This is a genomic window from Streptomyces sp. NBC_01622 (genome assembly GCF_045209635.1).
Lineage (GTDB): Bacteria > Actinomycetota > Actinomycetes > Streptomycetales > Streptomycetaceae > Streptomyces.
Map to the genome: position 1 here is coordinate 383,127 of NZ_CP109293.1, position 19,656 is coordinate 402,782.

The 19,656-nt window shown below is 72.1% G+C and carries 15 protein-coding genes; 12 read left to right on the top strand and 3 right to left on the bottom strand.

Features of this window, described 5'->3' with window-relative positions; genetic code table 11:
- The first annotated feature begins 13 nt into the window (after positions 1 to 13).
- From OH768_RS01735 to solA, 5 genes are read left to right on the top strand one after another with little or no spacing between them, the layout of a single operon-like run.
- Positions 14 to 778 carry an amidohydrolase family protein gene (locus OH768_RS01735; protein ID WP_406449257.1) on the top strand — a complete coding sequence of 255 codons (765 nt, stop codon included), beginning with the start codon at positions 14 to 16 and terminating at the stop codon, positions 776 to 778.
- Positions 775 to 1,233 carry a cytidine deaminase gene (locus OH768_RS01740; RefSeq protein WP_406449259.1) on the top strand — a complete coding sequence of 153 codons (459 nt, stop codon included), beginning with the start codon at positions 775 to 777 and terminating at the stop codon, positions 1,231 to 1,233. Before OH768_RS01735 ends, OH768_RS01740 begins: the two co-directional genes overlap by 4 nt.
- Positions 1,234 to 1,262: 29 nt before the next feature.
- On the top strand, positions 1,263 to 2,114 hold the full coding sequence (locus OH768_RS01745) for a creatininase family protein (protein ID WP_406449261.1): 852 nt from the start codon (positions 1,263 to 1,265) through the stop codon (positions 2,112 to 2,114).
- Between the two features lie 11 nt (positions 2,115 to 2,125).
- A complete protein-coding gene (locus tag OH768_RS01750) occupies positions 2,126 to 3,583 on the top strand; it encodes an aldehyde dehydrogenase family protein (RefSeq protein WP_406449263.1) in 1,458 nt (485 codons plus the stop codon).
- On the top strand, positions 3,580 to 6,051 hold the full coding sequence (gene solA / locus OH768_RS01755; protein WP_406449265.1) for an N-methyl-L-tryptophan oxidase: 2,472 nt from the start codon (positions 3,580 to 3,582) through the stop codon (positions 6,049 to 6,051). The genes OH768_RS01750 and solA overlap by 4 nt, the downstream gene beginning before the upstream one ends.
- Positions 6,052 to 6,071: 20 nt before the next feature.
- On the opposite strand, the gene OH768_RS01760 is transcribed toward solA, so the two are convergent.
- Positions 6,072 to 6,776, bottom strand: coding sequence for a GntR family transcriptional regulator (locus OH768_RS01760; RefSeq protein ID WP_406449267.1), 705 nt, complete (start codon positions 6,774 to 6,776; stop codon positions 6,072 to 6,074).
- A gap of 137 nt (positions 6,777 to 6,913) precedes the next feature.
- Here OH768_RS01760 and OH768_RS01765 point away from each other — a divergent pair, with 137 nt between their 5' ends.
- Genes OH768_RS01765 through OH768_RS01790 form a run of 6 tightly spaced genes read left to right on the top strand, consistent with a single transcriptional unit; the run spans position 6,914 to position 14,855 of the window.
- Entirely contained in the window at positions 6,914 to 7,567 is a 654-nt protein-coding gene (locus OH768_RS01765) for a cyclase family protein (RefSeq protein ID WP_406449269.1), read from the top strand.
- Positions 7,564 to 9,111 carry a gamma-glutamyltransferase gene (locus OH768_RS01770; RefSeq protein WP_406449271.1) on the top strand — a complete coding sequence of 516 codons (1,548 nt, stop codon included), beginning with the start codon at positions 7,564 to 7,566 and terminating at the stop codon, positions 9,109 to 9,111. The genes OH768_RS01765 and OH768_RS01770 overlap by 4 nt, the downstream gene beginning before the upstream one ends.
- Complete coding sequence (locus OH768_RS01775) at positions 9,108 to 11,054, top strand: primary-amine oxidase (RefSeq protein WP_406449273.1); 1,947 nt, start codon at positions 9,108 to 9,110, stop codon at positions 11,052 to 11,054. Before OH768_RS01770 ends, OH768_RS01775 begins: the two co-directional genes overlap by 4 nt.
- 30 nt (positions 11,055 to 11,084) lie before the next feature.
- Positions 11,085 to 12,437 carry a Rieske 2Fe-2S domain-containing protein gene (locus tag OH768_RS01780; protein ID WP_406449275.1) on the top strand — a complete coding sequence of 451 codons (1,353 nt, stop codon included), beginning with the start codon at positions 11,085 to 11,087 and terminating at the stop codon, positions 12,435 to 12,437.
- A 5-nt stretch (positions 12,438 to 12,442) separates the two neighbouring features.
- Complete coding sequence (locus tag OH768_RS01785) at positions 12,443 to 13,879, top strand: glutamine synthetase family protein (RefSeq protein WP_406449277.1); 1,437 nt, start codon at positions 12,443 to 12,445, stop codon at positions 13,877 to 13,879.
- Positions 13,869 to 14,855 (top strand): PDR/VanB family oxidoreductase, encoded by a 987-nt coding sequence (locus OH768_RS01790; RefSeq protein WP_406449279.1) that lies wholly within the window; start codon positions 13,869 to 13,871, stop codon positions 14,853 to 14,855. Before OH768_RS01785 ends, OH768_RS01790 begins: the two co-directional genes overlap by 11 nt.
- Here OH768_RS01790 and OH768_RS01795 read toward each other — a convergent pair.
- Positions 14,852 to 15,319, bottom strand: a complete 468-nt coding sequence (locus tag OH768_RS01795) for an Lrp/AsnC family transcriptional regulator (protein ID WP_406449281.1) — start codon at positions 15,317 to 15,319, stop codon at positions 14,852 to 14,854. The genes OH768_RS01790 and OH768_RS01795 overlap by 4 nt on opposite strands.
- A 147-nt stretch (positions 15,320 to 15,466) precedes the next feature.
- Here OH768_RS01795 and OH768_RS01800 point away from each other — a divergent pair, with 147 nt between their 5' ends.
- Positions 15,467 to 16,711, top strand: a complete 1,245-nt coding sequence (locus tag OH768_RS01800) for a CynX/NimT family MFS transporter (protein ID WP_406449283.1) — start codon at positions 15,467 to 15,469, stop codon at positions 16,709 to 16,711.
- Here the strand turns inward: OH768_RS01800 and OH768_RS01805 are convergent.
- On the bottom strand, positions 16,689 to 19,532 hold the full coding sequence (locus OH768_RS01805; RefSeq protein ID WP_406449284.1) for an AfsR/SARP family transcriptional regulator: 2,844 nt from the start codon (positions 19,530 to 19,532) through the stop codon (positions 16,689 to 16,691). The genes OH768_RS01800 and OH768_RS01805 overlap by 23 nt on opposite strands.
- Positions 19,533 to 19,656: the final 124 nt, after the last annotated feature.

Below are 19,656 nucleotides of genomic sequence, written 5' to 3' on the forward strand. Positions count from 1 at the left end.
AGGACGAACCGCCTTGATCATCGACGCGTACAACACCACCCAGGACGTCCGCGGCCGTTCCGACTACCTCACCGGCGCCCGCAAGGGCCAGGCCCCGCCGCCGTACAAACCCTTCGAGCCGCGCCGCATCCTCGACCGGATGGACGCGGCCGGGGTGGACATGGCGATGGTGTGCTCGCTCGCGCAGCGCATCGAGAACGACTTCATCGCCTCGCTGGTGGCCACGTACCCGGACCGGTTCTTCGGCTTCGGGCAGGTGATGCCGCAGGCCGACGACGCGTTCGACGAGATCGACCGGATGGCCGACGCGGGTCTGGTGGGCCTGAAGCTCCACCCGAGCCTGCACGGCTATCACGTCGCCGACCACGGCCTGCTGGACCCGGTCTTCGAGGCGTGTGCGCGGCGCGGACTGCTGGTGCTGATCAACGCCCTCGACGACGCGTTCTGCGCGCCGCTCGCCATCGAGGAGATCGCCCGGGACCACCCCCAAGTGCCCACGATCATCGCCCACATGGGGGCGGTGTGGAACGTGCCGGAGGCGATCATCGTGGCCGAGCGGCAGCCGCATGTGTACCTGGAGACGTCGGCGACGCTGATGAGCGACGTGAAGCGCGCCTACGCGCGGCTCGGACCGGAGAAGATCCTGATGGGCAGCGAGTGGCCCGGCTCCGACTTCGACCTGGAACGCATGAAGATCGCCAAGGCGGTCGAGGACGAGAAGGACCGGGCGCTGGTCGAAGGCGGCAACATGGCCCGGCTGCTGGGGCTGACGGTATGAGCGCCGTGAACGTGCGGCCGGTGGCCGTACCGCCGTCGATGCACGAGGACGACGTCGAACTCCTCGCCACCGCACAGCACTTGCTCGCCCGGGTGTGGCAGTCGGGCCGGCACGAGGTCGCGACCGCGCTGCGCACGGCGGACGGCCGGGTCCACACCGGGGTCCATGTGGAGGGTTCCTGCCGGCGCAGTTCGATCTGTGCCGAGGGGGTGGCCATGGGTACCGCCCGGGGCGCCCTGCCCGCCGGTGCGGAGTTGAGCATCACGTCGATGGTGTCGGTGCAGATCAAACCGGCGGGCTGGTTCCGGATCATCGCCCCGTGCGGGGTGTGCCGCGAGCTGATCAGCGACTACTGCCCGGACGCCACCGTGTGGGTCACCACGGTCGACGGGGACGAGCCCCTCGCGCTGCGTGCCCTGGACCTGCTGCCCGAGAAGAGCCGACGCCGATGGTGAGCGCCACCGGCCCCGAGGAGAGGAGAGCCATGTCGTCCGTCTTCGTCACCGGTCCGTCCGGACGAACCGTCCCCACAGGGCTCGAAGTCCCTGAACTCGCCGCGCAGTTGGGCGGGTCCGGATCGCCGGTGCTGTGGGAGGAGTTGACCTGGCCGGAGGCGGAGTCCACGGCTGCCGCCCAGGACGCCGTCATCATCCCGGTCGGCGCCACCGAGCAGCACGGCCCGCATCTCCCTCTCGCCGTGGACACCCGGATCTGCGAGGCGGTCGCCCTCGGGGTCTCCGCTCTGACCGGCGTGCCCGTCGTCCCGCCCCTGAGCTTCGGGGTGTCCGCGTCCCACGGTGACTTCGCGGGGACGGTGGCACTGCGGCCGGAGACCATGATCGCCGTCGTCGAGGACGTCATCGACTCCCTGTACGCCTCCGGAGTACGGCAGTTCATCCTGCTCAACGGGCACATCTGGAACAACGGCGCGCTCGACGTGTCGGCCGAGAAGCTGAGGGTTCGTCACCGGGACGCGCGGGTGCGGGCGTTGGGGTACGTGACGATGTACCCGGGGCCCGAGGTCGACGGACACGTCACCTACGGGCGGGCGTTGATGCACGCCAACTTCTTCGAGACGTCCGTGATGCTGCACCTCGCACCCGAGCTGGTGCGGATGGAGCGCGCCACCTCCCATGTCGACGTCGACTCGTTCTGGGACTACCGCATGGACCAGGTCAGCGAGACCGGGGTGTGGGGCCGGGACGTGACCGACGCCAACTCCAAGCACGGCGAGGCGGAGTTCGACCGCTGCGTCCTGACCACAGCCCGGGCGGTGTCCACGGCGGTGCGCGAACCGTGGCCCGACCCCACTCACCGTCCCGGACGCCAGGCGTGAAGGAGAACCAGGTGGACCCCAGCATCGTGATTCCCCAGTTGCCGGACTGCGAGCCCATGCTCATCGGCGGCGAGTGGACCACCGGCACCGCGACGGAACGCATCCCGGTGCTCGACCCCGCCACCCAGGAGCAGCTCACCACCGTCGTCCAGGCGGGCTCCGCAGAGGTGGCGGCGGCGGTCGAGGCAGCCAACGCCGCCCACCGGGACGGCCGTTGGCGCGGGCTGCTCCCCCGGCAGCGCCGTGACGTCCTGCTGCGCCTCGCGGATCTGGTGGAGCGCGACGCCGAGCAACTGGCCGTGCTGGACACTCTGGACAACGGCAAGGCCATCGAACGCGCCCGCGGCGATGTGGAGTTGGGCCTGCAAGCCATCCGCCACTTCGCGGGCACGCCGACCCGGCTGTCCGGCACCGTGCACGCGGCCGGTCCCGACCGGCATGTGTACAGCGTCCGTGAACCGGTGGGCGTGGTGGCCGCCGTACTCCCGTGGAACTTCCCCTTCATGATCGCCGCGTGGAAGCTCGCCCCCGCCCTGGCGGCGGGTTGCACGATCGTCGTCAAGCCGGCCGAGCAGACCCCCCTCACCGCACTGCGGCTGGCCGCGCTCTGCCTGGAGGCGGGCGTGCCCGAGGGCGTGGTCAACGTGCTGACCGGTGACGGTCGTACGGGTGCGGAACTGGTCGCCCATCCCGGCGTGGCCAAGGTGTCCTTCACCGGGTCGACGGAGGTCGGGCGGCACATCATGGCCGCGGCGGCGCCGTCGTTGAAGCGGCTCACCCTCGAACTGGGCGGCAAGTCCCCCAACATCGTCTTCGCCGACGCGGATCTCGACGCGGCCGTGCCGAACGCAGTGCGCGCGGTGTTCGGGCACTCCGGGCAGATGTGCACGGCGGGCAGCAGGCTGCTGGTGGAGCGCACGATCGTCAAGGAGTTCCTGGACCGGCTGGTTCCGGCCGTGGAGGCGCTGCGGATCGGCCCGGGTCTCGCGGGTGGCATCAACATCGGCCCGCTGGTCTCGCAGGAGCAGTACGACCGGGTCACCGGCTATGTCGCGCTGGGCCGCGCCGAGGGCGCCGACGTGGCGGTAGGCGGTGAACCACTGCCCGGTCCGGGCTGGTTCGTGCCGCCGACCGTGTTCACAGAGGTCACCCCCGACATGCGCATCGCCCGGGAGGAGATCTTCGGCCCGGTCGCCGCCATCCTGCCCTTCGACACCGAGGAGGAGGCGATCGCCCTGGCCAACGACAGCGAGTACGGGCTCGCCGCCGGGGTGTGGACCGGCAGTCTGGCCCGTGCCCATCGCACCGCCGCCGCGCTGGAGGCGGGAACCGTGTGGGTCAACACGTACAACGAGTTCGACCCCGCCGTGGCCTTCGGCGGGATGAAGCAGTCCGGCCTCGGCAGGGACCTCGGCGACGCCGCCGTCGACGGGTTCACCGAGCTCAAGAGCGTGACGATCGCCCTGTGAGCGCGCCCGTGACGGCCGGTACGGCCGCTTCGCCCCCGAATCCCCCACCCCCACGCACCCTGAACGTCGCGGCCGAACGCGCCCGCACACCGGGCTCGTTCACCGGTCATCACTTCAACTCGGCGGGTGCTGCCCTGCTCGCCAACGGCACCGTCGAGGCGGTCATCGACCACCTCCGCGCGGAGAGCCTGTCCGGCGGCTACGAGGCAGCGAAGCACGCGGCTCCCGCTCTGGAGGCCGTCTACGCGCGTACTGCCGAACTCCTCGGCGCCCGGCTGGAGGAGGTCGCCCTCGTCGAGAGCGCGACGGCCGGCTGGCAGCGCGCTGTGTCGGCGCTTCGACTGCGCCCCGGGGACCGGGTGTTGGCGGCCCGTTCCAGTTACGTCAGCAGCGCGCTGCACCTGCTGTCGGTCGAGCGCGATCACGGTGTCCAGGTCGAGCTGCTGCCCAACGGCCCTGACGGGGCCGTGGACCTGGAGGCTCTGGAGGCGGCGCTGCGGGCGGGTCCTGCGGCTCTGGTGACGGCCGCCCAGGTGCCGACCTCCTCGGGACTGGTCGAACCCGCCGCCGCGATCGGCGCGTTGGCCGGTGCCCACGGCGTGCCGTTCCTGCTGGACGCGACCCAGTCGCTCGGCCAGTTGCCGGTGGACATGGGTGCCATCGGCTGCGACCTGCTCATCGGCACCGGCCGCAAGTTCCTGCGCGGCCCGCGTGGCACAGGCCTGCTCGCGGTCCGGCGCCCGCTCCTGGACCGGCTCGCCCCCGAGGCACCCGACGTCCGGGGCGCCCGGTGGACCGCCGAGCGCAGCTGGGAACTGGTGCCGGACGCCAAACGCTTCGAACTCTGGGAAGCCGCACACGCCCTGCGTCTCGGCCTCGGCGCCGCGCTGACCGATATCGCCGCACTCGGCGTGGACACCGTCGCCCGGCACCTGGCGGCCCTCGCCACCTCTCTTCGGGAACGCCTCTCCGCACTGCCGGGCGTCCACGTCACCGATCCGCCGGCCGCGGGCGGCGCGATCGTCACCTTCGTGGTCGACGGGCTGGACGCCTCGGACGTCCAGCGCCAACTCGCCCACCGTCGCGTCCACTTGATCGCCGTACCGGCGGGACACGGCCGCTGGGACATGGACCACCGGGGCCTGACCAAGGTGGTCCGGGCGTCCGTCCACGTCTACAACGACGAGGACGATCTGCACGCCCTGGTGGAGGCGGTGCGCGAGATCGTGTGCCTGAACGGGCGGGGTACGGGTCGGCGGGACGCGAGTGTGGAGACGCGGGCCGGGATCGAGCCCGCAACGCCCGCGCCGTCACACATCACACCCACGGCCCCCAAGCCCGCCCCGCGCGCCACTCGCCCCGACTCCCGTCGCCACGACGCGATCGTGGTCGGTCTCGGCGTCCACGGCAGTGCCACCCTGCGTCACCTCGCCGCACGCGGACTCGACGTCCTGGGACTCGAACAGTACGGCCTGGGCCATGACTTGGGCTCCTCGCACGGGGCGACCCGGATGATCCGCCGCGCCTACCCGCACCCCGACTGGGACGCCCTGGTCGACACCGCCTACCGAGCGTGGACGGAGCTGGAGGGCGCCTCGAAGACCCAACTGCTCGACATCACCGGCGGGTTGTACGCGGCGCCGCAGGACCGCCCCGACCCGCTGCGCGGCCCGGGCTGCCGACAGGTCGACGGCGAGGAAGCGGCACGGATCTTCCCGGGAGTGCGGCTGCCCACCGGCTTCACGGCCGTACACGACCCGCGCGCCGGCATCATCGACGCACAGGAGACACTGCGCGCCCAACTGACCCTCGCCGAACGCTCAGGCGCGCACATCCACGACCACGCCCGTGTCCTCGGCTGGGAACCGGACGGCGACGAGGTCGTGGTCCGCACCGGCAAGGCCGTCCTACGCACCCGGCGCCTGGTGCTGTGCACCGGCCCCTGGATCGCCGCCCAAGTCCCGTCCCTGGCCCGACTTCTGACGGTCACTCGCATCGTCAACGCCTATTTCGCCGCCGACCCCACCGGCCCGCTCGGCCGGTCCGGCCTGGGCAGCTTCTCCGTCGATCTGCCGCAGGGCCTGCTCTACGGGTTTCCCGCGACCGACGGCCGCGGCCTCAAGGCAGGGCTGGACAGCGGTCCGCCCTGGGACCCGCAGGCACCCCGCCCCGAGGCGACCGACGACGAACTCGCCCTGCTCGCCGAGGCGGTGGCCCAGGTGCTGCCCGGCGCCGGGCCGGTGACCGAGAGCCTGACGTGCCTCTACACGATGACTGCCGACCGGCGTTTCCTGGTCGGCGAGGTACCGGGTGTACCTCAGGTGCTGGTGGCGTCTGCGTGTTCGGGACACGGGTTCAAGTTCGGGCCGGCGATCGGCGAGGCGCTGGCCGACCTCGTGTGCGGGATCGCCCGCCCGGACCTGGACTTCCTGTCGCCGGCCCGACTCTTCCCCGGCGGGATCTCATGAAGCAGCGCCACCAGGCCCACTCAGCCGTGGAACAGCGTCTGGGACCGGCGCTCGTACCACGCCGTCAGATGCTCCCCCGAACTGATGACGTGCTCGCGCATCAGCGCATCCGCGCGGTCGGCGTCGTGCGCGGCCAACGCGTCGATCACGGCCTCGTGTTCACGGATGTTGAGCTGCCGGTGGCGCTCGTCGCCGGCGAGGGCGAGGGAGGAGACGTTGCGCGGGAAGCTCTCGTTGATCCGGTCGATCATCCGGGTCAGCCAAGGGTTGTCGGCCGCTTCGCAGATGACCGTGTGGAAGCAGTCGTTCGCCGCCGTGGTGGCGCTGCTGCCGCCCCCGGTCCCCTCTCCGGCGGCCCGCGCCACCGCCTCGCGCAGGACGGCGTTGTGCTCGCGCAGTGCGGCGAGCCCACGTTCCGTGATGCGGGAGGCGGCACGCCGGGCGGCCATGCCCTCCAGCTCGGCGCGCACCTCGTACGCCTGCCGCACCTCCCAGGGCGCGGGCACCCGGACCACCGCACCGCGGTTCGGCTGCATCTCGATCAGTCCGCCGTTCTGGAGCTGACGCAGCGCCTCGCGCACCGGTGTGCGGCTGACCCCGAACTCGGTGGCCAGCGCCGCCTGGCGCAGCGGTTTGCCGATCGCCAGCTCGCCGTTCATGATCCGCGCGCGGATACGGGCCGCGATGTCGTCGACGAGGGGTTCGTCGTCAGTCTGGGGGGTCATGGGAGTCGGTCAAACCCTTCTCGGGGGCGGTCGGGGGGTGCGCGGTGGTGGAGCAGTTTCCCACGCGGCCCGGGGCGTCCACAGCCACACACTTTTGGATCCACTTCCATGATATCCGCATCCAATAGGAGGGCCGCATGAATCTGGACTTCGCCAAGGCGATCGACGTGTCCGTTCCCATCCATCCCGGCATGCTCCACTGGGGCCGCCGCCCCGAGGTGGAGATCGTCGAGTCCCGCACCGCGGGCGATCCCTCCAATGTGAGCCGCTGGCGGATCGGGGCCCACACCGGCACCCACATCGACGCTCCGGCCCACTTCATCGACGGCGGAAAGACCGTCGACCGGCTCGACCTGTCCGCCCTCAACGGCACCGCCCGCGTCCTCGATCTGACCCACGTCAGGGAGCAGATCACCGCCGCCGATCTCGACGCGGCCGGCCTCGGCACCGAGGAACGCGTGCTGCTGCGCACCAGCAACTCGGAAGGCGTACTGCGCAGCCCGTGGAAGGCCCGGCAGTGGGTCGGACTGGCCCCCGACGGAGCGGAACGCCTCATCGAGGCCGGTGTGCGCACCGCGGGCATCGACTACCTGAGCATCGAGGCGGTCGCCTACACGACCCACTGGGAGACCCACCAACTCCTGTGCGCGGCCGAGGTGTTGATCCTGGAAGTGGTGGATCTCCTGTACACACCGGCCGGGGTCTACGACATGATCTCCCTCCCCCTGCCCCTGCAGGGCGCCGAGGCCGCTCCCTCCCGAACCGTGCTGTTCCCCAGGGACGAGACATGACAGCCGCCTCCCCGCTGATCCTCGCCGCACCGCACCCGGCGGCGCTGACGGCGGCCCGGCGTGCGGCGGAGCGGGGCGGCAACGCCGTGGACGCGGCGCTTGCGGCAGCCGCCGCTCTCACCGTCGTCTACCCCCACCAGTGTTCCCTGGGCGGCGACTTGATCGCCCTCGTCCACGCCCCCGGCGGCTCGGTGCGCGCGGTGATCTCGGCGGGGGCCGCCGCACAGGCCGTGGACGTCGACGCGTTGCGCGCGGCCGACGAGCGGATGCCCCCGCAGGGCCCGCAGACGGTGACGGTGCCCGGCGTGGTGGCGGGCTGGGCCGCACTCGCCGAGGCCCACGGCACGCCCGGCGCCCTGGCCTCCGCACTGCGGGACGCCGCCGAACTGGCCGAGGGCGGGGCCACCGTATCGGTGGGTCTGGCCCGCGCCATCCGTGAGCGGGCCCCGCAGATCGCCGCGGACCCCGGACTCACCGCACTGCTGACCAGCCCCGGCGACGCACTGCTCGCCGAGGGCGACCCACTTCCGCAGCCGCGCTTGGCCGCCGTACTGCGCACGCTCGCCGACGATCCGTCGTCTTTCTACCGGGGCGCGATCGCCGAGGCATTGGTCAACGGACTGCGCCGGGCCGGGAGTTCACTCGCCGCGGACGATCTCTCGGCCCATCAGGCGGCGAACGTGGAGCCGTTGACGCTGGACGCGGCCGGTACGCGGTGGTGGACCGCGCCGCCGCCGAGTCAGGGAGCGAGCCTGCTGGCCGTACTGGAGACTGCGGCTTCCGTGGCGAAGCTGCCCGAACCCGAGCGCATCGGTCTGCTGGCCACCCGCTGCCAAGACGCGTCCGCCGCACGGGACTTGCTGCTGGGTGATCCGCTCGGTCCCTCGCCCGTCGACCTTGATGGGCTCCTGCGCCCGGCTGCGCTCGCCGGCGCGCGACCGCCCGAGCCGGCCTTCCGGCCCGCCGGTGACACCGTCGCGATCACGGCCGTAGACGCGTCCGGGCTGGCCGTCTCCCTGATCCAGAGCGTGTACCAGACCTTCGGTTCCGGCCTCTGCGACCCGGAGACGGGCATCGTGCTGCACAACCGCGGCTCGGCGTTCAGCCTGCTGCCCGGCCATCCGGCCCTCATCGGCCCCGGTCTGCGGCCCCCGCACACCCTCTGTCCCGTGCTCGGCCGGTCCGCCGACCTGCTGATCGCGGCCGGTTGCCAGGGCGGCCGGGCGCAGCCGCAGATCCTCGCCCAGACCGTGCCCGATCTGATGGACCCCGCCGCCGATCCGGCCGCCGTACTGGACCGTCCGCGCTGGGTGATCGGCACCCGCGACATCGGTCACGAGTCACCCACCCTGCTGGCCGAGCCGGGGTCCGTCCCGGCGGCCACGAGCGCGTTCCCGTCGGTGGTTCCGGTCGTCGTGGCGCCGGGCCGTACCGATCTGGCCGGTCACACCCAGGCCGTACGGCTGTCCGCCGGCGGTTGGCTGGACGGCGCCTCCGATCCCCGCGCCGACGGCGGCACCACCTTGGAAGGAAGTTCCCTGTGAGCACTCTCGCCCCCGAACCCGTACCGGCCGGCGCACCGCATCCGCTGGACCCCCTCACCGTCGCCGAACTCGCCACAGCCGCAGGGGTGTTGAGGGCGGACACCCGGGTCCCCGGGGACGCGCGGTTCTGGGGTGTGGCGCTGGACGAGGACCACGCCCGCCGCGCCGCGCCCGGGGACACCCGGCGGGCCCGCGCGGTGGTGTTCTCCCCCTCCGCCCGTCACGCCTTCGAGGTCGACCTCGAACTCGGCGACAAGCCGCAGACCACCGCCTGGCGGGAGTTGGACGTCCGCAGTCCGGGCTGTTCCTCGGAGGAAGCACGGCAGGCCGCTGCCGCGTGCCGGGCCGACCCGCGTTTCCGGGAGGCACTCGCACTGCGCGGTATCCACGACGTGTCGCTGGTGATGGTGGACCCGGAGTCGATCGGCGGCTTCGAGCCGCCCGAGTACGCGGGCCGCCGGCTGACCTGGGGCAGCGTCTGGCACCGCGTCTCCGAGGACGACAACGGCTACGCCCGCCCGGTGCAGGGGGTCGTGCCGATCATCGACATGGAGACGATGGAGATCCTGCACATCGAGGACCACGGGGTGGTGCCTCTGTCGGAGGAGTCCGGCGTGTTCGCGGCCGGGACGGTGGCCGAGCGCCCGGGACTGAAGCCGCTGGAGGTCGTCCAGCCGGACGGTCCGAGCTTCACCGTCACCGGGCAGCGGATCGACTGGCAGGGGTGGTCGGTGCGGGTCGGCTTCAGCCATCGCGAGGGGCTGGTGCTGCACGACCTCGCCTTCGCGGCGGCCGGGAAGGGTCCTCGGCAGGTGATCCGGCGTGCGGCCGTCAACGAGATGTACGTCCCCTACTTCGACACCGCCTCCACCCAGTACCGGAAGAACTTCTTCGACTGGGGCGAGTACGGCGCCGGTCCGCTCACCAACTCCCTTGCCCTGGGCTGTGATTGTCTCGGTGTCATCCAGTACTTCGACGCGGCCGTGCTCGGCGGCGACGGCGTGCCCCGGCTGATTCCCAACGCCGTGTGTGTGCACGAGGAGGACGACGGCATCCTCTGGAAGCACCACGACGGCCGCACCGGCCGTACGGAGGTGCGCCGTTCCCGCCGCCTGATCATCTCGGCGTTCGCGACCGTCGCCAACTACGACTACGGCTTCTACTGGTCGCTGTACCAGGACGGTTCGGTGATGCTGGAGATCAAGATGACCGGCATCCTCTCCGCCACCGGCGTCGAGGAGGACGAGGCGACGCCGTACGCGCGCCGGGTCGCGCCGAATGTCGCGGTCACCAACCACCAGCACTTCTTCAGCGTCCGGCTCGACATGGCGGTGGACGGCGATCCCAACCGGCTGGTGGAGGTCACCGCCGAGCACGAGCCGGACCCCGTCCTCGACCCGTACGGCAACGCGGCCCGGACCGTGCTGCGGCCGATCCTCAGCGAGTCGGAGGGCGCCCGGCGCACCGACCCGTCGCGCGCGCTGCACTGGCGGGTGGAGAGCACCGAGTCCCGCAACCGCATGGGCGAACCGACCGCGTACCGCGTGCACTTGGAGAACACGGCGGTGCTGCCGGTGCGCGAGGACAGTGTGTGCGCCCGTCGAGCGCCGTTCGTGGGGCGGCAGTTGTGGGCGACGGCCTACGACGCGGAGCGGCGGTTCGTCGGCGGCGAGTACCCGAACCAGGCCGAGCCGGGCGCGGACGGCGTCCACAAGTGGCAGGAGGAGAACCGGTCGTTGGACGGCACGGATCTCGTGCTGTGGGCGACCGTCGGCTCGCACCACTTCCCGCGTCCCGAGGAGTGGCCGGTGATGCCGGTGGCCAAGGCGCGGCTGCGCCTGGAGCCCGACGGCTTCTTCGACCGCAATCCGGCCCTGGACGTGCCCGCCCCCGTCTCCTGTCACACGCCGAGCCCCTCGGCCCCGGACCACTGCTGCGGCTGACCGCGCCATCCCTCCCCCGAAAGGCGTCCCATGCGCGAGGAAGAGAACACCCGGCTCACCCGGACCGGTCCCGGCACCCCGGCCGGTGAGTGGATGCGCCGCTACTGGCAGCCGATCGCCCTCAGCGAGGAACTCGACGGCGTACGGCCGCTGGTGGCCCCCAAGGTGATGGGACAGGACCTGGTCCTGTTCCGCGACGAGCAGGGCGGACTCGGTCTCGTCGGCCGGGGCTGCCCGCACCGGGGCGCCGATCTGGCGCTCGGCCGGCTGGAGGACGGCGGACTGCGCTGCTGCTTCCACGGCTGGCTCTTCGCCCGCGACGGCTCGTGCCTCGACACACCCGCCGAGCCCGTCGACAGCCCGCTCAAGTCCCGGGTCCGGCTGGGCAGTTACCGGGTCCGTGAGATCAACGGCATCATTTGGGGCTACCTCGGCCCCGGCGAACCGCCCGAACTCCCCGCCCTGGACTGCTACCAGGCACCCGCCGACCACGCCTTCGCCTGGAAAGGGCTGCTGGAGTGCAACTGGCTCCAGGCCCTGGAGGTCGGCATCGACCCCGCCCACGCCTCCTACCTCCACCGCTTCTTCCAGGACGAGGACCCCGCCGACAGCTACGGCAAACAGTTCCGCGCCGCCTCCCAGGGCACCGGCCTCCCGATGACGAAGATCCTGCGCGAGTACGGCCGCCCCGACATCGACGCCGTCCGCACCCCGTACGGCATCCGCATCACCGCCCGGCGCACGCTCGACGGCACGGACACCCAGGGCCTGCCGATGGACGGCAGCCGTACCCATGTCCGCATCACCCACCAGGTGTTCCCGCACGCCTTCCACATCCCGCTGGACGCGGAGACGGCGATCACCCAGTGGCACGTCCCGATCGACGACAACTCCAGCTATTGGTATGCCCTGTTCACCAGTGTCGGCGGTCCGGTCGACCAGGCGGAGATGCGCCGCCAGCGGGTCGGCGCGGTCACCCTGCCCGACTACCAGCCGCGCTTCGGCCGCGAAAACGGCTACGGCTACGACCCGGTGGAGCAGCGGACGACGACGTACACCGGGCTCGGCTTCGACATCAACGTGCACGACCAGTGGGCGGTGGAGGGGCAGGGGTCCGTGCAGGACCGTACCCGTGAGCATCTGGGCCGCTCCGACAAGGCCATCGTGATGTACCGCCGGATGCTCGGTGAGGCCATCGGCGCGGTCGAGCGCGGGGAGGACCCGCCGCTGGTGCTGCCGGCCGAGGAGGCGGGGCGGTTGCACGGGCCGGTCGCCCTGGACGGGATCGGCCCCACCGAGGGCTGGCTGGAGCACTGGACGGCCGTCACCGACAAGCAGCGCGCCGACAGCAGTTGGGCGCGTCCGCTGGGAACGGACGGCTGAGCCGCGTGGGATTCATCGAACGCCACGGCCTGTGGAACCCCGAACAGGCCGCCGCCGCACGGGAGATACTCGGCCGCGCCGAGAGCGGCGGCATGACGGTGGTGCGGCTGGTCTTCGCCGACCAGCACGGTCTGCTGCGCGGCAAGACCGTCACCGTGGGCGAACTGCCCAACGTACTGCGCGACGGCACCGGCATCGCCTCGTCCCTGCTCGCCAAGGACACCTCCGGGCGGACCGTCTTCCCCCTCTTCACCAAGGAGACGCCGCTCGGGCTGCCCGAACTGCGGGGCGCCGCCGACATGGTGATGGTGCCCGACCCGTCGACGTTCCGGATGCTGCCGTGGTCGCCGGGCACGGGCTGGCTGCTGTGCGACCTGCGCTTCACCTCCGGCACGCCGGTTCCGCTGTGCACGCGCGGACTGCTGCGCTCGGTCCTCGACCAGGCCGACGGGCTGACCTACCGCACCGGACTGGAGGTGGAGTTCCACCTCTTCCGGCTCGACGACCCCCGGCTGGGCCCGGGCGACCAGGGCCAGCCGGGCGCGGCACCCGAGGTCGGCATGCTCAACCACGGCTACCAGTACCTCAGCGAGCTGCGCTACGACGAACTCGATCCCATCCTCGACGTCCTGCGCGCGAACATCGAGGGTCTGGGGCTGCCGTTGCGCAGCCTGGAGGTCGAATTCGGCCCGAGCCAGGTGGAGTTGACGCTCCAGCCCGCCGACGGCCTGGGCACGGCCGATGCGATGGTCCTGCTGCGTAGCGCCGTCAAACAGGTCGCCGCCCGCCACGGGCACCACGCCACCTTCATGTGCCGCCCCCATCTGCCCGGCGTGTTCTCCAGTGGCTGGCATCTGCACCAGAGCATGGTGCGGGACGGCGTGGGTGTCTTCGCACCGGAGGGCGGCGAACTCACCGCGTCCGGGCCGCCGTTGTCGCCGTACGGGACCGCCTTTCTCGGCGGGCTGCTGCGGCACGCGCGGGCCACGAGCGCGTTCTCGACCCCAACTCTCAATGGCTTCAAGCGCTTTCGCTCACTGTCGCTGGCGCCGGACCGTGCGGTGTGGGGGCGGGACAATCGCGGGGCGATGGTGCGGGTGCTGGGTGACGGGCCCTCGTCCACCCGGCTGGAGAACCGGATCGGTGAGCCGGCCGCCAACCCCTACCTCTACCTCGCCTCCCAACTCGCCGCCGGACTGGAGGGCGTGGCGAGCGGACTGGAACCGGGACCGGCCGCCGACGAGCCGTACGCGGCCCGCGCCGAACCGCTCCCCCGCTCGCTGGGCGAGGCCCTGGACGCGCTGGAGTCCGACCGCATGCTCGCCGACCGGCTCGGCAAGGACTTCGTGGCGTATTACACGAGCATCAAGCGGGCCGAGATCGACCGCTTCAGCCAAGAGGTGACCGACTGGGAACAGCGGGAGTACTTCCGTGTCTTCTGACCTCGACTCCCCTCGTACGACGACCGAACGGCTCCTGGTCCGGCAGGCCCGCTGGGTCGCCCATGACGTGGTGGAACTGCGGCTGACCCGGGCCACCGGCGGCGCCCTGCCTGCATGGGAGCCAGGAGCACACGTGGAGTTGGTCCTGCCCTCGGGGCTGCGGCGGGCCTACTCGCTGTGCGGTGAGGTGACGGATGCAGAGGCGTGGACCGTCGCCGTGCACCGCGTGCCCGACGGGCGGGGCGGCTCGCGGGAGATCCATGAAACCGCTCTGGTGGGACGGGAGTTGGAGGTCCGCGGGCCGGTCAACCGCTTCCCGCTGGTGCCTGCGGAGGGATACCTGCTGCTGGCCGGCGGCATCGGCGTCACCCCGCTGCTGCCGATGGCCCGCGAACTCACCGCACGCGGTCTGCCCTGGCGGCTGGTCCTCGGCGCCCGCGACCGGTCCCGGCTCGTGTACGCCGAGGAGTTGGTGGAGCTGGGCGGGGACCGGGTGCTGCTCGTCCCGCAGGACGAGGCGGGTCTGCCGGACCTGGCCGCCGAACTCGCCGCCACCCCGACCGCGTACGCCGTCTACGCCTGCGGCCCGCAGCCGATGCTCGACGCGGTGACAGCGCTGTGCCGCACGGCCGACTCCGCGCGGGCGCTTCACCTGGAGCGCTTCGCCTCGGCCGACGACGCAATCCCGGACCAACTCGGCGCTGTGGACGGGGAGTTCGAGGTGGTGTTGAGCCGTTCGGGGCTGCGGCTGACCGTACCCGACGACCGTTCCGTGCTGGACGTCGTACGGGAGAAGCTCCCGGAGATCCCCTACTCCTGCGAGGAGGGCTACTGCGGCAGCTGCGAGACGGCGGTCCTGGCCGGGCTCCCGGACCACCGCGACTCGGTGATCGAGCCGTGCGAACGCCCCACCGCCACCACGATGATGATCTGCGTGAGCCGCTGCGACTCCCCGGTGCTGGAGCTGGATCTCTAAGTGCGGCCTTTCGCAAGGCGGTTGAGGAGCGAGCGGGGTCGGTACGGGATGACCTCGGCCAGTGAGATGGCGGTGCTGGTGCGGTCGACTCCGTCGATGGCGAGGATCGCCTTGGTGATGCGGTGCAGGTCCGTGGTGTCCTTGGCGACGACCTGGGCGAGGAGGTCTGCGTCGCCGGTGGTGTAGTGGACCTCGATGACTTCCGGGAGGTCGAGCAGGCCCTCGTGGACACTCTCGGGCTCGGCCTGGCTCACCGCGAGCGACATGAACGCGACCAGGCCGTAGCCGAGGGCGGCGGGGTCGACGCGTCGGCTGAAGGGTTTGAGCGCGCCCTCTGCCGCCATTCTCCGCAGCCGGGCGTGCACGGTGTTGCGGGCCACTCCCAGGGTCTGCGCCAGGGCCAGGATCGTGGCGTCCGGGTCGTCGTCCAGGGCCAGGACGATCCGGGCGTCCAAGGAGTCCATTGGTGTCATGGTGCGCATTCTGACACTCGGATCTCCTTTCATTGAGCATCTGTCGCACTGACAAAGGCCTGTGTTGCGCGCATGCCCCGGCACATGGTCTAGGTGGTGGACCGTCTCCCGCCTCCGTTCCGTCGAAGGACCGCCGCCATGGTCTCGAAGTCGTACCCCGCCGGTGCCGGCGGCTCCTGGATCGTCGTCGTGTCCGCCGGGGTCGCCGCCGGGCTCCAGGTGTGGAAGGTGCCGCCCGCGCTGCCGGCCCTGCGGCACGATCTGTCGCTGAGTCTGGTCCAGGCCGGGACCCTGCTGGGAATCGTCCAACTGGCCGGGATGCTCGGGGGACTTGCCGTCTCGCTGCTGGCCGAGCTGATCGGTGAGCGGCGCTGTCTGAGCGGGGGGCTTGTGCTGCTGTTCCTCGGTTCGGCCTGCGGTGGTTTCGCCGGGTCGGCGGCTCCGCTGCTGGCCTCGCGGGCGGTGGAGGGGGCCGGTTTCATCCTGGTGGCGGTGACAGGACCGGGGCTGGTCCGGCGCACCGCCCCGCCGGGCCGCTTCACCACGGCCATGGGCTTCTGGGGCGCCTACCAGGGCATCTCCACCTTCGCCGGGCTGATGGTCGGCGCGCTGGCGCTCCAGGTGGTGTCGTGGCGGGTGTGGTGGTGGGGCATGGCTGTGGTCGCGCTGGCGCCGCTGCCGTGGGTGTCGGCCCGGGTTCCGCGTGACGACGCGGGCGGTGCGCGGGGCGCGGCTGCTGCCCTCGCCCGCATCGGCCGTACCGTCCGGGCTCCCGCTCCCTGGGCCGCCGGACTCGTCTTCGCCTGCTACACGCTGCCGTGGATGGCCGTGGTCGGGTTCCTGCCGACCGTCTACCGCGACGGTGGGATGACGGGCAGTTGGCCGGGTGTGCTGAGCGCCGTGGTCGGTGCGGTGAACGCCGTCGGCTCGATCGCCACTGCGACGCTGTTGAAGCGCGGCCTGGCCGTGCGCGCCGTCGTCGTGCCCGCCTTCGCGCTGATGGCCTCGACCTCCCTGCCGGCCTTCGCCGTCGACTGGCACCGTGTCCCGGCGGGTACCGCCTGGCAGTTCCTGTGTGTCGTCGCCTTCTCGCTGACCGGTGGGGCGATACCCGCGACGCTGCTGCGGATGATCGGTGGGCTGACGCCGGCGGGTGGTTCGGCCCCGGCCACCATGGGGCTGATCCAGCAGCTCTTCAACGCGGGCAGTTTCGTGGGTCCCACCGTCGCCGCGTGGCTGGCCACCCGCACCGGTGGCTGGCACTCCACCTGGTGGATCACCTGCGTATGCGCGGCCATCGGTGCCGTCCTCGGTCTCGGGCTCGGCAACGGGGGCGCGCCCTCGCGGGTCGCGGAGTCCGCTACGACAGGGGCGGTTCGCTGATGCGGTCGTGGAGATCGGTGCGGAGGGGATCGTCGTCGGGCAGACCGAGTTCGTCCGTGAGGGCGAGGGCACGGGCCCAGACCTTGTGGGCCGCGGCGGGCTGGCCGGCGCTGTGGTGGCTGTCGCCGAGGCAGAGCAGACAGTCGGCCTCGCTGCGGCGTTCCCCGGTGGCGCGGAACAGGGCCGCCGCCTCCCGGTAGCGGACGACGGCCTGTTGGTGGCGGCCGAGTTGGTGGTGGATGTAGCCGAGGCTGTCGGAGATGTGGGCCTGTCCGTTCACGTCGCCGGCCGCCCGGGCGAGTTCCAGTGCCTGCTCGCAGTGCGCCAACGCGCTGTGGTGTTCGCCGAGATGGGCCTCCAGCCAGCCGATGTGGTTGAGCGCCGCGGCCTGGCCGGCCGGGTCGTCGGCCCTCCGGTAGTGCTCCAGGCTCCGGTGGGCGTGTTCCAGTGCCAGTCCGGAGTCGCCCTGGGCTCCCGACATCCGCGAGAGATGCTGATGGGTTCGGGCCTGCCCCGCGTCGCTGCCCAGCTCGGCGAAGAGTTCCAGTGCCCGTAAGTAGTGCTCCCGGGCCGGTTCCGGGCGCTTGAGGCGGTCCAGGGCCAGGCCGAGTCCGCGGTGGGCGCCCGCTCTTCCGACCAGGTCGCCGTCCCGTTCGGCCGCCGCGAGCGCGCTGTGGCCTGCGGTCAGCAGCGCCTCCCAGTAGCCGTGCCGGTCCAGGAAGGTGGTCAGGACGGCGACCAGTCGCCACACATGTCCGTCGAAGCCGGGCGGTGGCTGGCGCACGATCTCCAGCAGTACCGGGTGTTCGGCGACGAGCCAGGCCAGCGCTCTGCCGTAGTCCTCGGGCTGCACCGGGTTCGCGCCCGCTCTGGGCGCGCAGGTGGCGACCGGGTTGGGCTGCGGGGTCACCAGGACGTCGGCCGCCCGTGCGGAGTGGAGGTAGTGGTCCATCATGCGGTGCAGTGCCGCCCGTCGTTCCCACTCGTCGTCGTACGCGGCCACCAACTCCCCGGCGTAGACGCGTAACAGGTCGTGGAACGCGTACCGGCCCGGAGCCTGCTCGACCAGCAGGTGCCCGCCGGTGAGCTCGGCGAGCAGTCCGCGGACGCGCTCCGGCGGGGCGCCGGCCAGGGCGGCTGCCGCGTGCTGTCCGAGGTCCGGGCCCGGGTGCAGGGCGAGCAGCCGGAACAGCCGGGCGGCGGCCGGGCTGAGCGCGCTGTAGGACCACGAGAACACGGCCCGTACCTGGCTGGCCTCCTCGCCGCCGTCGAGCGCGTCCAGTCGGCCGCCAGCTTCGCGGAGTTCTTCGGCGAGCGTGCCGAGCGGCCGTCGGGGCTGGGCGGCGGCGCGGGCCGACACGACCGCGAGGGCCAGCGGCAGTCCCGCGCACCAGGTGACGACGTCCGCGACGGCCTCCGGTTCGGCGGCCACCCGGCCCGTCCCGAGCCGCTCTGCGAGGACGTCCCGTGCCGCGTCCGGGGTCAGCGGGTCGACCGCGAGCAGATGGGCGCCCTCGGTCGCGGCCAGGCCGGTGAGCAGGTTACGGCTGGTCACCAGCGCCATGCAGCCGACCGCCCCGGGCAGCAGCGGGCGTACTTGTTCCTCGTCGCGGGCGTTGTCGAGTACGAACAGTATCCGACGCCCCGTCAGGAGACTGCGGTACAGCCCGACTTGGGCTTCCAGGCCCGGCGGCACCCGGCCCGGCCGTACACCCAGTGCGTCCAGGAACCCGCGGACCGCCTCGGTCGGGGGCATCACCGCGCCCTGCGGATCGAAGCCGTGCAGGTTCACGTACAACTGCCCGTCGGGGAAGGCGCTTTCGACCCGGCGGGCCCAGTGCACCGCGAGCGCGGTCTTGCCCACGCCCGCCATGCCCGAGACCACCGAGATCACCACCGCGGCGAACTCGCCCCGCGCCGAGGCGAGAATCTCCTCGAGCCGGGTCAGTTCCTCGTCGCGGCCGGTGAACCCCCGTACGCCCATGGGGAGTTGGGCGGGGCGTTCGGCAGGCCGGGCCGCCTCGGACGGTTTGGGCCGCTTGGCGGGGCCGGAGCGGTGGCCGCGCAGGATCGTCTGGTGCAGCTGGCGCAGTGCCGGTCCGGTGTCGGTGCCCAGTTCCTCCGCGAGGCGTTTGCGGACGGCCGCGTAGCAGTCCAGGGCCTCCGCGCTGCGGCCGGTCTCGTGCAGGGCTCGCATCAGGGCCTCGGCGAGGGGTTCGGCGAGCGGGTACTCGCCGAGCAGGCCGGTCAGCGGGCCGATGACGGTGGCGGGGTCGCTGTGGCCCAGTTCCGTGCGGGCCCAGCCCACGGCGGCGTCCTGGTGCTGGCGCCGCCAGGCCTCGCGCATCCGGGCCGCCCACTGCCCGCGCAGACCGGACAACGGCTCTCCGCGCCACAGGTCCAGCGCCTCGCGCAGCAGCCGGGCCCGCTCGTTGTCGGCCGGGCCCGCGGTCCGTGCCTGGTCCACCAACTGCCGGAAGCGGTACACGTCCACCCGGTCCGGGCGAGCCTCCAGGAGGTAGCCGCCGGAGCGCCGCACCACGGACAACGGCTCCCGCGCGGTCTCGGCGGCCTGCTCGCACACCCGCCGGATCCGGGCGACATGGGCGTGCACGGCGCCGCGCGCCCCGTCCGGCGCGCGCGTGCCCCAGACCCGCTCCATGACCACGTCCACCGCGACGGGCCGGCCGACGTCCACGGCCAGGGCGGCCATCACCGTACGGCGTTGCGGCGGTCCCACCTCCACCGCGCGCTCCCCCGCCAACAGTTCCACCGGCCCGAGCAACTGCACGTCCACCATGGTGTGCGCCTCCCCCCGCACAAAGAGTCCTCCTTTCTCCGCGGACATGTGTGCGAAGCCGACAAGCATTCGACAAGGTTTCCAGCCACACACCGGTGCCAGTCTGCTGGGGAGCGAACGGGCCCTGACCGGAGCGCCGTTCGGG